Genomic DNA, 13,591 nt, shown 5'->3' on the forward strand with positions numbered 1-13,591 from the left:
GGCTTTAAATAATAAACTGATTGTAATAATTGAGTGCCCTTACTCTTGCCTCATGATGATTAATAATGGGCGGGGGATAATTTGTCTTTAAATAAAACCTATTAGAATCAATAGACTCCCAAGGAGCATGGATTGTTTGAATTTCTACTTGAGAAAGCTCCGGAACCCAATAACGAATATATCTGCCATCAGGATCAAATTTTTGACTTTGTAACACTGGATTGAAAATTCGAAAATAAGGTGCTGCATCTGCACCACATCCGGCCACCCATTGCCAACTTGCACTATTGTTTGCTAAATCAGCATCTACAAGAGTATCTAAAAACCAATCGGCACCCAGACGCCAATCAATGAGTAACCCCTTAGTCAGGAATGACGCGACAATCATACGGACACGATTGTGCATATAGCCTGTTGCCCATAACTCCCGCATCCCCGCATCTATTATTGGATAACCAGTGAAGCCCTTTTGCCAGCATGATAATAAATGCTCATCGTTGTGCCAAGGAAATGCATCAAACGCATTTCTGAAATTCTCAGATGGAAGTTTTGGAAAATGATACAGTAAATAAACAGAAAATTCCCTCCATCCGAGCTCCGAAAGGAAACATTCCACTGATGATAAATCACAGTTAGGATCACGCTTCGCGAGTTCAATGGCTCTTAAAATTGTCCATGGACTAATTTCGCCAAAATGCAAATGAGGCGATAAGCGTGATGTTGCATTTTTTATAGGAAAATCTCGATTTTTTTTATAACCATTAAGATGATGCTCGATAAATTCTTGAAGTTTATGTTGGGCACCACTCTCTCCTGGGGTCCAATAGTCGTTAAATCGTGCAGCCCAATTGATGGTGGGTAATAATTTCCACTCCCAAAGCTTATCACTTTGAACGTCAATTCCAGCTGGACGATGATCTAAATGCATTACCGGTTGAATATTAAGAATTTGTTTACAGTGTTTCCAGTAGGCAGTAAATACTTTAAAATAATCACCGCTTTTATTTCTAATCATCCAAGGTTCATGGAACAAACTTCCATTAGAACTATGGACTTCAATAGCCTGAGCCAACAAAGTAGCTTTTATCTTTTTATCACGCAATAGAGCAGCAGGCTCATAACAGCGATTCCAGTAGACTGAGTCCACAGAAATTTTCGTAACCAAGTCTAAAATAATCTCTAAGGGATCGCCCTTGCGAAGAGTGAGATATAATCCAATCTGAGTTAGGGAGTTGCTTAAAGAAGTAAGGCTATGATGAAGCCACCAGGCTTGTGCTCCTCCTAAAACACTATTTTTTTCGTCATAAATATATAAAGGAATTACGAACCGGTGATGTGAGCAAGCATCGATAAACGCGGGATTATCATTCAATCTTAAATCATAGCGAAACCAGACTAATGCAATAGTCATATAAATCTCAAGCAGAAAGTAAGGATCAAATTTATCAATTTATCTGATAAACTCATAGAAATGAGTAAGTAACGCCACCAAAACTAGCGCTACTATGCAAATAAATACAGAATCCGACTCAATCTTACTCATCAAAAAATAGGACTTCGCCAGACGAAACATCGTACAAACCACCAACTATTTTCATGGTGCCTTGATCTTTTAGCTCTTTTATAATACTACTTTTACCCTTTCGCAACAAATCAATTGCTTGGTCTGGGGTGATATTATGTTATTAATCCTCATCATCAAAAAGTATTGAGACTGTTAATAGGGATTATTTGCTCTAATTTCAAGGTGATTTTTAAATATTTTTAGGCAAATTACCATTCCATCATATCCATAGTAGACATTCAGAAATTATTACTCTTCATTTAAATTTTAACTCAGATTGATTTGTTAAATCAGGATTAGCAGCAGTGTTTTTAACTGCAAATAAACCAAATTCGCCTAAAGCAAAATAGTTCCCTTCCAATCTCCTAATTGCTGTGTCAGCCTCTAAATCAATTCGCATTTTACGATGCTCATAAGCCTCTTTAACTAAAGGACGAATATCAAACCAACAACGACGAGAATATATCTTAGTTAGCTCTAACTCCAACTCAAGACGATGGATTGTAACATCTTCTGGAGTCTTCAGATGATCCGCAAAAGATATTTTTATATCATTGATTTTTTTAATACGTGACTCGACTTCTTGCTTCTTAAGCTCTTCTAATTGTTGTTGAGCAGACTCTTGAATGATTTGATTTTGTCTATTTATGGCTTCTAAAATGACCGATAAATGTTGCCCTGCTGCAACACCTAAAATTTGCTTCGCTTGCTCTAACTTTTTAGAGTTTATAACGAATTTTAACAGATTTTCTGACAATTCGTGGGAGTGAGCAATAACATTTTCATGTATGGTAATATGATTAAATGCAACTGGAAATGCAGCAATTTCTTTAGTAAATTCGATAATTACGTTTTTAGCCTTAGTGATACGCTTATTTTGCGCGGCTTCTTTCACCTCATTTATTTTATCTAGATATGCTTTATCAACAGCAGGAAGAGACGGCAATCCTAGAATTTCTTTAGTTTGATACATGATTTGATCACTCACTATGCCATGGAGCTGCTTTAGTAAAAATTCTTCATATTTGTTTATTGAATCAATTGAAGTTAACTGAGGTGATTCAAAAGATATTACAAATTTATTAATTTGATTCACGTAGTGCGCAATAACCATGTTTGCTTTTTGTACTTGATCTCCCAAACTGGGTTCGACGGAAAGAAATGAACTAAGAAATGCATTCATATTACCATTAAAATTTAAAATGCATGAAAATACTTTTGCTTGTTGTTCAATAGGTAAGGAATTGAAAAAAACCGGTAGGAAATGCAACTGCTCATGCAACGTAACACAGTTTATAATTACATTTGGTGTCAATGCGCCAGAACCTTCTCTTATTTTAAGTAGCATATTAAGTAGATTAGGATCTGCAAATACTGCTTTTCCTATATGCTCATCCTGGCTTAACAAAGCACGAGTTAGCTCAGGTTGATAAGGATTAATACTAAATGTGGCGAAACGGCTTCTTCTTTGGATTAAGTCATTGATATTAAAAATTTCTCGCTTCTGATTGTCCCATGGATTAACTAAGACAACATCATAGCCTCCTGGACTATGAGCATTAGGAATAACTTTGTCTACCCTTAAAGCATGTGCCCCATGTCTTTGCCCATAAGCATCCATATCTCCCCAATCAAGAGCAATATAGACAGGCTCTTGAGGTGCAATGGTTTTTAGCTTCACAATGTCATAAATATTTATATAATCTTGAGCGCTAACACCTAGTAAGTTTGCAACAAATGCTGTTTCATATCCTAAGTGTCTGTAAGGGAGATTATGAGCCATAACACTTGCTGAGGGATCATGCGGATTCCAAAGATGATTTACATAGTAATAAGAACTGAGTCGTTCCAAAATTTTTATGGCAAGGGAGTTACTCACCACACCCAAACCTGGACGGTCAATATCATCAAGCCTTTTTCTATCCAGAAAAAACACATCTTGATTCGTCATTTGATCATAATAATATATAAATTTACCGTGTATCTTATCCATCTGGAGTAATTTACTTTGTTCAGTCCGCTTGATACGAACTTCAACACCTCCTGCTTTTTCCACAAATAATGATTTTAGTAATGCATATCCTCCTTGTCCCGAATTTAATAAACAGTCCACAGCAGCTAAAAGGTAACAATCACCTCCTCTGCCTTGTTTAATAGTAATAGAGCCATCATTAGGGGGAAATAAAGGAGTAGTCATAATAATACCAACCTATTTATATAAAATATCTTCACTTATTAGGATATCAAGCGAGTATTATCAGAGAATGAGTACTGTATTACATAAACGTTTACTGTATGCATAAGATGCATTATCAGGTGCTTTTTTACCTTAGTATCCAGGTGTCGTTCAGATAATCGGTTACTTTTAGGAATGATTGATGTATATCATGTGATTCCCAAGTACGTGTTATGTAATCAACACTTATTACGTGGATTAGAATCATAGTCTATAGCTGTCTTCATGTATTTTTTAAGGCTACTATTAAATGAATAAGTAAACTCAGGAGCGTTGATATATTCTCGTACATAAGTCAATTTATTGATCTGTTTCTAACCCGCTTTAAAACCATTGTTGTAGATCCAGATGGCAACAATCAACAAGCCATCCGCTGTTATAAAAAAGCAGGGTTTAAACATATAGGGCTTAGTCAAGATTCTAATCATGCTCCGCTCATTATCTTCGGCTATAGAAAATTTATATCATGGTTTTTAATAATATGGGATTATTCTAAAGTTATTATTATGATGATTTAAAGCAAAATTTGAACAACATGGATTTCAAAAGAATCCTGTTTTTTATTTTTGCGTCAAGAATTTCAGGCAACAACAGATGAAAGCCATACGGCAAAATTGTATTTAAGGAAAACGCTGTGAACATCAAAGAATTACATGCTGCTTTAAAAGTTGAGACAGCAACATTGGATGATTATCCTACTATCCAAAATATGGCACGATTTTATGTATACGACCTTTCGCGTGACTGTGGTTTTATTTCGGACGATTGGGCTTTGCCTGCCGATGGTTTGTACGAAAGCTTTGATTTTAAAAATTACTTTGAGGAACCGACACGAAAAGCTTTTCTTATCAAAGTAGGTAATGAATTGGCAGGTTTTGCCCTATTAAATCAAGAAGGACTTTATCCAGATACTGCATGGAATATGGGAGAATTTTTCATTATTGCTAAGTTTCAGGGCAAAGGTTTGGGGTATTTGGCTGCTTCTGAACTATGGAAAATGCATCTCGGATTATGGGAGGTTTCCGTAATTCCTGAAAACAAGCCAGCACTTGCCTTTTGGCGCAAAACTATTTCAAGTGTCACAGCCGGCAATTATCAGGAAGAAATAAAGACGATAAATTATGATTCTCATCAACCCTACCGGGTTATTTTTCGCTTTGATAGTACCGCACATGGATATATTGATCCTTTAGAAAACAAGAAAGATTATCAAATCCGATTTGTTGATGAGCTTGATGAAGCTACAGAAAATAGAATGACAAAAGGATTTGTTGCCTATGAGGCTCAACATGGTATCGATGTTAATTATCGGCGTTTTTCAGTAACCATCGCTTCAGCCCAAGGAAGTATTTTGGGTGTGATAAATGCCTATACGGCATTTGCAGAAATTTATATTGATGACATTTGGATAGACAGCGCTTATCGTGGTAAAGGATATGGCAAGCAGTTATTGCTTGCTCTTGAACATCATTTCAAAGGTCAGGGATTTAATAATATCAATTTAGTGACCAGTGCTTTCCAAGCGCCAGAATTTTATAAGAAATGCGGCTTCATGGCAGAATTCACAAGAATAAATAAAAAAAATCCCAAATTGAGTAAAACCTTTTTCGTCAAATTTTTTAACGAAGAATCAGAAACACAAGGCATTCTTAAGGCAAGTTCATCGTGAATAAAAATCAATTAAAAACAATCTGTAAAAAATTAAAGAGAAACCAACCTGGTGACTTGCCTCAAAAAATTTACGACGGCCTTTTACGGTCCTCCATAATTTTGAGCTAACTGAACAATACTTGGATTAATAATGACCACAATGTAGAAAATCAATCTATAAAGCCATACCTCTTAACATGAAACTAAAAATTTCTTTATCTTTTGAATCATTGAGTATTGACCCTAACGTTGCGTGATAGTTTAGAATCATCAATTAAGGAGATGATGCCTATGAAATATTATCAGATTAAAGAAATCAGCCAAATGACTTCCCTTTCAATTCGATCATTACAATATTATGATGAAGTGGGTTTGTTAAAACCAACAAAGCGTTCTGATTCAGGCTATCGTCTGTATTCTGAAGCTGATTTACTCATTTTACAACAAATTATCACCTTAAAATTCCTTGGATTTTCTTTATCTACCATCAAAGAAATCCTTGCTAATCCGAATTTTAATTTGGCTGAATCAATGAGCCTTCAAGCACGTGAATTGAGTGAAAAGGCTAATAAAATTAATGAAGCAGCTTCCTTGTTAACCTACATTGCCAGTCAACTGGAAATAAACCAGCCAATCAATTGGCAAAGTAGTGCAAAAATTATTGAAATATTGGAGTTAAATACTATGAACGATGCTGTATTAAAAAAATATCAATCCGTTAATAAGTCAGAGTTAGGTAAAAAATCGGACTATGATTCCACGTATAATCCCAATCGACTCTATCCTATTTTAAGAGCTGGCAAGCGACAAGAAATTGGCATTGATCCCGCCAATCCCCCTTTTGTTGGTTTCGATTGCTGGAATCACTATGAAGTCTCCTGGCTGAACGAGAAAGGGAAGCCGATGATTGGGATTGGTGAAATTTTTTATGATTGTAACTCACCAAAACTCATCGAATCTAAGTCATTAAAACTTTATTTTAATTCATTCAATAACACCCAAATAAAAAGCATTGATGAGTTAGAAAATACGATTAAAAAAGACTTGGAAGCACGGATTGAAGCACCAGTTTTAGTTACAATTTATCCTTTGCAACAAGCAAAACAATACTCTGTATCACAAATGCTGACAGGCGAATGCATTGATCACCTCGATGTCGAATGCTCTGTCTATTTAGTTGAGCCATCCTTTCTTAGCGTTCATGATGTGGTAGTGGAAGAGAGCTTGTACTCTGACCTATTAAAATCAAATTGCTTAGTTACTAATCAACCGGATTGGGGAAGCGTGCAAATTACTTATAAAGGGAAAAAGATTAATCGAGAAGGTCTATTAAAATACCTTGTTTCCTTTAGAAATCATAACGAGTTTCATGAGCAATGTATTGAGCGGATTTTTGTGGATATTATGAATTATTGTAAACCTGAAGTACTAACAGTCTATGGGCGTTATACTAGACGAGGAGGATTGGATATTAACCCCTACCGCTCCACAAAAAATAGTGCTTTTGATAGAAAAAATATCCGGTTAGTTCGACAGTAAATAGTAACTTATGGTTCTATCCAAGCTCTTAATTTTCCAGCAAATCGGCCTAGTCTCTGCAATATTATGGATGCGATGGGGGCGATGCTTTTTATGAGTAGGGCACTCAGTGCCCATTCTAGATGAGATTCATCATGGTAATTGTCTGTGATCCTTGATCACTTCATGAATCGTGCTCAATGCCCTTTTTGCTTCAAAATTCATATCAGTTTGTTGGATTTAGAATACTTACTCGTAAAAATTGTTCCATATTTTGTTTGTTATCTTAGCAGTGAGTCTGTTCTCTTATTAAAGCGTCATTGAAGTAATTTGGTCACTCTGCTCTAATAAATGTTCACCTCTCTTAGTAACAATATCTTGATATTCCTTTAAATATTTCATTTCTTTATCATCAACAGCAATAAGTTGGATTTCTTCTTTCAAAGCAGCGGCTAATTTGTCAATTAAAAGCATTAACCGTTTAGCTACTAACGACCTTGGCAACTTACATGTATCTGCAAAATCGGCTAATTGATAAGCATTGATATTATCCCCCTCAAATTCATCCCCTAATGCCATAGCCAAATCATGCTCAAATTCAGAATACATTTTTATATTAACTAAATCATAAAATGGAGCCAGCGAAATACCATTATTCCCAACAAAGAAACTTATGTTTTTACCATGAGCATCACAATTAAAAATCAAAATATTGAATAAAACCCAATCGAGTATTTGTTGCTTGGTTTTTGCGGGGTTGATACATTGATTTGCAAAGTCAAATAGTTTAGGCAAACTTACTCCATCCCTAATGTGAGCAACATCTCTACTATTTCCAAAATTTTGTTCATACTTATATTCAGGAGGCAAATTTAATGCCTGACAACCGTCTATTAAATGGCGTCTTTTCACTATGTTAGTAGTAATCAATTTCCTATCAAAACGCTCTACCAATAAAGCAGAATGCTGACCAAAATGCAGCATCTGAACGTTGGCGACACTCAATGCACAGCGCCTCGCAAGTTGCATGCTTAGATATTCATTTAAAACTAAATGTGAAAGTCTTTGTGTTTCAAATTTAAGGATATGGGTAGAACACAAACTACCTTCTCCAAAACCAAGATCCCCTTCTTTATTTAGTACTATATTAATTTTATCCTGTACCCCAGCAACTGAAAGTCGGGGTTTTCCATCCCAAACAATTAAACTATAAGAATCAGGATGATTTAATCGCTGCTCTAATTCTTCATTAGTTATTGGTCGAAAATTAGCTTGACTAGGAATTGGCTGATTAGATGGCAATATTACTAATGAACCAGCCATATCCAATCCTAAGGCTCTAATAAGCCCAAATGTATTAGATTTACTTATATGGAAGCTATCAACCAATACTTCTAGAGGCTTTCCTTCGGGTAATAAATTTCGTAGAAATCGTTGTACATTTAATGGTGGAATATCTTCATACAAAGGTATGTGTGGTGAAATAGCGTACCCTGTCTTTTGCCAATTCTCACTATAACTCCAATACAGCTGATCCTCGAGAGGTGTGATATTAGCTATTTGAATTTCTCCTAGATAAACATCCAAAACCTGCTTATCTCCAATCATTTTCATTCTCGCCATTATCCGCCCACGGCTTTATGTAAAGATTTATTCCTAAACCAGAACAAATTTGTAATACACTGGCCAGTTGACATCTTGATTGCCCATGCTCAATTTTCATAAAGGTTTCTTTGGCCACACCACATAAAGCAGCTGCATCCTCTAACCGCAATTCACTTTGAGTTCGACGTGCTTTTATAACTTCTCCCAACAACTCTGCAGTTAACGGCTGTTGGAGATTAGGAGTCTTTAATTTTTTAATTTGTTTAGCCATATAATCCTATTAGTACATACTTAATGTAAGAATTTCAATTTAACCACCAAATAATCCCACTATAGTAGGATTAATTTAAAAAAGCAACAATACTCTATTAAAATCCTAAAAAAATAGGATTTTAAATACAATCTCTAGAACCATCAACGAACTTCTATTTTTACATTAGGTTTGACAGAATATAAACAGAGTTATCCACAGAAAATGTGCATAACTTATGACTGTAAATTTTTATTCTTGCAAAGGAAAAGTCTATATAAGACAAGACGCTCTAAGTAAGCGGTACTTGAAGATAGAGTATTCGGTGATTTAATTATCCACAGGAAAAAATGTGGAACAAAGAGAAATGATACCTGGTTATTTTAAACAAACTAAAATTAAAAAAACAGTCTTGACTTCGACTATTTTTTTCTGCCTATTAACAATATGTCTTATCCTTAACCAATACTTATCTCAGTGCTCAATTAATGTAATATAAAAAATTAATTATTATAAACTTCATAGGATATCAATATAATGAATTGAAAATTTTTGATCCAAGGCCATTGAATCAAGTCATAAATAAATCTTAGGTTGAGTACAACTTAAAAACATGTACTCAAATACCCACAATAAGTTTCTACAACTAACAGAGGAATAAAGAAAATAAAACTAGTTATTATAAATACTGATGTTTTAATCCGAGTAAAGCCATATCCGTAATTCACAATAGCACAGGGGATAAAAGGAGTTAAACGACATAAGGCAAGAGATTTCCATCCGTAAGAATCTAGACGCTTTATCCAATTATCTAATTGTTGTCTTTTTTTAGCAGACAACCAACCAAGCCCTATATGACGACTAATCATAAATGCAATTGTAGCACTAAGTAAGGCGCTAAATAAATTCAGCACTAGTCCCCAATAAAACCCAAATAAAGCACCCGATGCAAGCATCAGTGGCATAATTGGTAAAAATAATAGTGAGACAAAACAATAAAGGAAGCAAAAACCAATAATAGCTGGATAACCTAAAGTACGTAACCAGTTTATCAGAACAGGAATTTGGCTCTGAAAAAACCAGACAATTGCAATTAAGGCAACGACTATGCTCCATTTAATCCATCTTTTATACGGCTGCATTGATTTTCATAAATGATGAACAATCATTATATCTAATAAAAATAAACAATTGTGTCAAGGACATTAGATTTCCAATTATGAGGATAATTAGTTTTTGTCAGCCGTTTTATTAAGTCAAAAGCTCAACCAACATTGTTATCTGCGGATAATCTCTGAGATTTTGGTGATAATAGGAAAAATAATCAAGATTATCCAGAATTGGGATTTGTTTTCAAGTACCACCTCCTCCGGATGGTTTTGAAAAGCAATATTGATGTGAAGTTTTCAGCACCTGCAAGCCCAGCAACAATTAAAATTAATAGTTTTCTGGAAATTGATATTAAAGCAGCAAAAATTAAGTTTCCGGATATTAAGTAGCTCGATCTGAAAATAATATGCACCAATTTAGTTTTTTATGCGCTATAGTATAAACAACATATATAATAGAGAGTGCTATGGCAGATATCATTAATCTTAATAAAAAAAGAAAGGCTAAAAACCGTTTGGAAAAAGAAAAAAAAGCTTCTGAAAATCGTATTAGATTCGGAAGGACAAAAAAAGAAAAACAGATAGCAAAACAAGATAATGAACGTAATGAACGGTATTTAAATGGTCATAAATTGGAGAAAAAAGAGAAAAAATAAAAGAGCCAAATCTTTTGATAATTATTTTCTTTAAGGTTTCATTTGAGAATGAATCAGATTTAAAAAAACTTTATTGCTAAGCTATTTGAAATAGTTTTTTATTCAGGAACTATTAATCAATATTTTTGCGCTATAATTGATATAAATCAATGAATATAAAGGTTCAAACATGAATAGGGACGCTGAGGTAATGGAAATTTATCATCGAAATATAAGTAAAGAAGAAAAAATTCGTTTACTTGAAGATATTGCTCTTGATTTACAAAACGAAATGGAAGCACAAGACCAAAATATGCGCCCAGAAATTCATAATAAATTAGCCGAAGGATTGCGATTAGCAACTAATTTTATCAGAGAATTGCATAATCAAAATTAAAGCATCTACTTCTTTGACAGAAAATACTAAAAATAAAACATAAGAGATGATAATTCAAAAGTTATTTATTTTTCAATTTTAGTTGCTTATCCATATAATTTCTATTTTTCGGTGCTACACTTTAATGAAACATTGAAAAAAGCATTATAGAAAATGATTGTACTATTTTTTAAATACAAAACTGCACTACTTTTTTAAATGAAAGAAAAAATCGTTTTAAAAAAAACAGTTCTATATAATCTGGTTGTTATTTTTTTCTATATTTTAAGTGGTTTTTTAGGACTAATGCTTGCCGTACCTCCAGGTTATGCAACCACAATTTGGGCATCATCGGGAATTGCGCTTGGTTCTGTGCTTGTTTGGGGTTTACGAACTTTACCTGGCATTTTCATTGCTTCATTTATCCTCAATGTTTACATAACCTCTAATAATGTTGGTGAGTTATTTGATTTTTCAAGATTATTTCCCGGATTAATAACAGGAGTTGGTGCTTTACTTCAAGCATTATTTGGTTGGTGGCTTGTCAAACGTTTTGTCCGATTAAACAATCCTCTACATTTCCCTAAGGATATTCTTATTTTTGCACTTCTTACAGGTCCAGTTTCTTGTGTTGTTGCTGCAACTATAAGTAATGTAGGCTTATATTTACTAGGAGTAATATCCTCTGAAAACATCTCATTGAGCTGGATTACCTGGTGGATAGGAGACAGTATTGGCGTGCTAATTTTTACTCCTGTTTTTCTGATTTTATTTGCCAAGCCCAGAAAACTATGGCGAAGCAGAATAGTACCCGTCCTAGTCCCTTTATGCTTGACATTCATAATCGTGATTATTGGTCATATATTTTATAGACACACAGAATTCAAACAAGTTCAATCAAAATTCGCTAAAGTAACTCAATATAAATTTAACCTGCTAACCGAAAAACTTAAATTAACAAAAGAAATTGCTCATACAATTTCTCTTTTTCTTGCTACAACACCTATCATAAATAAAGAAAATTTTCAATACCAAGGAACTTTATTGTTACAAAAAAACTCAATCATTCAATCCATACAGTGGGTGCCTAAAGTAATCAATAAAGAGGATTTTGAAAAAAAATATAATCTTGAAATTTTGGAGCAAAATTCTAAAAATTATTCATCTTCAAAGACAAAATCGGTGTACTACCCTATTCTTTTTACCGTTTCAAAAGATCACAATACTTTTCCTAATGGTTATGATTTATCATCAAATCCCAATCTCATTAATAGATTAAGCGATGCACCTTTACTCTTAGGGAGTGATGGAAAAATTGACAAGATGCTCGTTATTTCCAGAGTCTATCGATCGAATCAGCTTGCAGGATTTACTATTTTGCAAATTAATTTTATTAAGTTATTCAATCAAGTCTTTGATAATTTTTTAAATTACTCAAACCTCACGATCCAGGTAAATTCACCTGATTTAAATTTCCCTATTTTTGAGGTTTATGATAAAAAATTACAATACAATCCTGCCGAATTATTTAATATTCATTACACAAAATATCTTGCAGATTTAACATGGAATATTACTGCTACTTTATCCCCGTATTTTGTTTTTAACCAATATCCCTGGCATGTATGGTTAGCCTTAACAACAACTCTATTTTTTTGTGTTTTGATGAATATCATTTTATTTATTCTCTACGGTCAGCGCTATTTAATCCAATATCTTGCCGATTCAAAAACGGTACAACTAAAAACAGAAAAAGCAAAAAATTTATTGCTATTAAATGCTGCAGGTGAAGGCATATTCCGGATAGATGTCAATCATAAAATCACGTTTATTAATCCAGCCGCGCAAAAATTACTAGGCTACTCAAGTAACGAATTAAAAAATGAATCCATAATTAGAATTCTGTACGAGAAAATAACCTCTCTTAATCAAATTGAAAGCTCATTAATTTATAAAGCCATCCAAAAGAAAACGATAATTAGAGCAAAAGAAGCTGTATTCTGGAAAAAAGATCATAGTTCCTTATCAGTGGACTATACCTGTATCCCTATCATTATAAATCACAAAGTTATAGGAGCCGCCATTATTTTTAGTGATATTACTGAAAGACTGGATAATGAGAAAAAGCTAATAAAAATGGCTCATTATGATCCTTTAACCAAATTACCCAATCGACAGAGTTTTTTTGATTACCTAGAACATGCCTTAGGCCGAGCCCGAAGGAACAAAACTCAATTAGGCTTATGTTTTATTGATATTGATAATTTTAAAGTAATTAACGATACTTTTGGACATGTCTATGGAGATAAATTATTAATGATCTTCCCCGAAATTATAACTCCTTATTTACGGGGAATTGATTATTTTGCACGAATAGGAGGAGATGAGTTTGGCTTGATTTTTGAACAAATTTATCAAGATAAAGATTTAATTAAAATCTTCGAACGCATTTTATCCGCTTTTCATAATCCGATTCAAATAGATGATCAATTCATCAAAACATCCATCAGTATTGGAGTCGCAATGTTTCCTAAACATGGTTCAGATATACAAACTCTTTTTATGAATGCTGATATTGCCATGTATCATGCAAAAGCAAAAGGCAAAGCAACCTACTCTTTTTTTAAGCGAAATAGTCACTAACAAGG

The 13,591-nt window shown here is 33.8% G+C and carries 10 protein-coding genes; 5 read left to right on the forward strand and 5 right to left on the reverse strand.

Annotation, left to right across the window (positions count from 1 at the left end; genetic code table 11):
• Positions 1-4: 4 nt before the first annotated feature.
• Both Lgra_RS10130 and Lgra_RS10135 read right to left on the reverse strand, forming a co-directional pair.
• Positions 5-1,411, reverse strand: a complete 1,407-nt coding sequence (locus Lgra_RS10130; protein ID WP_058499124.1) for a cryptochrome/photolyase family protein — start codon at positions 1,409-1,411, stop codon at positions 5-7.
• A 409-nt stretch (positions 1,412-1,820) separates the two neighbouring features.
• Complete coding sequence (locus tag Lgra_RS10135; RefSeq protein ID WP_058499125.1) at positions 1,821-3,761, reverse strand: hypothetical protein; 1,941 nt, start codon at positions 3,759-3,761, stop codon at positions 1,821-1,823.
• Positions 3,762-4,434: 673 nt separating this feature from the next.
• On the opposite strand from Lgra_RS10135, the gene Lgra_RS10140 reads away from it, so the two are divergent.
• Together Lgra_RS10140 and queF are read left to right on the forward strand one after the other, a co-directional pair.
• Positions 4,435-5,469 (forward strand): GNAT family N-acetyltransferase, encoded by a 1,035-nt coding sequence (locus Lgra_RS10140; protein WP_058499126.1) that lies wholly within the window; start codon positions 4,435-4,437, stop codon positions 5,467-5,469.
• Positions 5,470-5,741: 272 nt separating this feature from the next.
• A complete protein-coding gene (queF, locus tag Lgra_RS10145) occupies positions 5,742-6,989 on the forward strand; it encodes an NADPH-dependent 7-cyano-7-deazaguanine reductase QueF (RefSeq protein ID WP_083502894.1) in 1,248 nt (415 codons plus the stop codon).
• Between the two features lie 288 nt (positions 6,990-7,277).
• Here the strand turns inward: queF and Lgra_RS10150 are convergent, their stop codons facing one another.
• The 3 genes from Lgra_RS10150 to Lgra_RS10160 form a co-directional block, all read right to left on the reverse strand.
• Positions 7,278-8,576, reverse strand: coding sequence for a HipA domain-containing protein (locus Lgra_RS10150; protein WP_172468392.1), 1,299 nt, complete (start codon positions 8,574-8,576; stop codon positions 7,278-7,280).
• Entirely contained in the window at positions 8,563-8,844 is a 282-nt protein-coding gene (locus Lgra_RS10155; protein ID WP_058499128.1) for a helix-turn-helix domain-containing protein, read from the reverse strand. Before Lgra_RS10155 ends, Lgra_RS10150 begins: the two co-directional genes overlap by 14 nt.
• A 584-nt stretch (positions 8,845-9,428) precedes the next feature.
• A complete protein-coding gene (locus Lgra_RS10160) occupies positions 9,429-9,965 on the reverse strand; it encodes a TVP38/TMEM64 family protein (protein ID WP_058499129.1) in 537 nt (178 codons plus the stop codon).
• A 434-nt stretch (positions 9,966-10,399) separates the two neighbouring features.
• Here Lgra_RS10160 and Lgra_RS10165 point away from each other — a divergent pair, with 434 nt between their 5' ends.
• From Lgra_RS10165 to Lgra_RS10175, 3 genes are all read left to right on the forward strand, one after another.
• Complete coding sequence (locus tag Lgra_RS10165; protein ID WP_058499130.1) at positions 10,400-10,588, forward strand: DUF4169 family protein; 189 nt, start codon at positions 10,400-10,402, stop codon at positions 10,586-10,588.
• Between the two features lie 169 nt (positions 10,589-10,757).
• Complete coding sequence (locus Lgra_RS10170) at positions 10,758-10,964, forward strand: hypothetical protein (protein WP_058499131.1); 207 nt, start codon at positions 10,758-10,760, stop codon at positions 10,962-10,964.
• Positions 10,965-11,162: 198 nt separating this feature from the next.
• Positions 11,163-13,586: a diguanylate cyclase domain-containing protein gene (locus Lgra_RS10175; protein ID WP_058499132.1), complete on the forward strand. Its 2,424-nt coding sequence runs from the start codon at positions 11,163-11,165 to the stop codon at positions 13,584-13,586.
• The last annotated feature ends 5 nt before the right edge of the window (positions 13,587-13,591 follow it).

Source organism: Legionella gratiana (genome assembly GCF_001467695.1).
Lineage (GTDB): Bacteria > Pseudomonadota > Gammaproteobacteria > Legionellales > Legionellaceae > Legionella > Legionella gratiana.

What these genes read in the sequence shown, in the direction of transcription:
- Lgra_RS10135 (WP_058499125.1), bottom strand. Translation starts at nt 3,761, where the DNA reads ATGACTACTCCTTTATTTCCCCCTAATGATGGCTCTATTACTATTAAA.
- Lgra_RS10175 (WP_058499132.1), top strand. Translation starts at nt 11,163, where the DNA reads ATGAAAGAAAAAATCGTTTTAAAAAAAACAGTTCTATATAATCTGGTT.
- Lgra_RS10155 (WP_058499128.1), bottom strand. Translation starts at nt 8,844, where the DNA reads ATGGCTAAACAAATTAAAAAATTAAAGACTCCTAATCTCCAACAGCCG.
- queF (WP_083502894.1), top strand. Translation starts at nt 5,742, where the DNA reads ATGAAATATTATCAGATTAAAGAAATCAGCCAAATGACTTCCCTTTCA.
- Lgra_RS10150 (WP_172468392.1), bottom strand. Translation starts at nt 8,576, where the DNA reads ATGATTGGAGATAAGCAGGTTTTGGATGTTTATCTAGGAGAAATTCAA.
- Lgra_RS10170 (WP_058499131.1), top strand. Translation starts at nt 10,758, where the DNA reads ATGAATAGGGACGCTGAGGTAATGGAAATTTATCATCGAAATATAAGT.
- Lgra_RS10160 (WP_058499129.1), bottom strand. Translation starts at nt 9,965, where the DNA reads ATGCAGCCGTATAAAAGATGGATTAAATGGAGCATAGTCGTTGCCTTA.
- Lgra_RS10165 (WP_058499130.1), top strand. Translation starts at nt 10,400, where the DNA reads ATGGCAGATATCATTAATCTTAATAAAAAAAGAAAGGCTAAAAACCGT.
- Lgra_RS10130 (WP_058499124.1), bottom strand. Translation starts at nt 1,411, where the DNA reads ATGACTATTGCATTAGTCTGGTTTCGCTATGATTTAAGATTGAATGAT.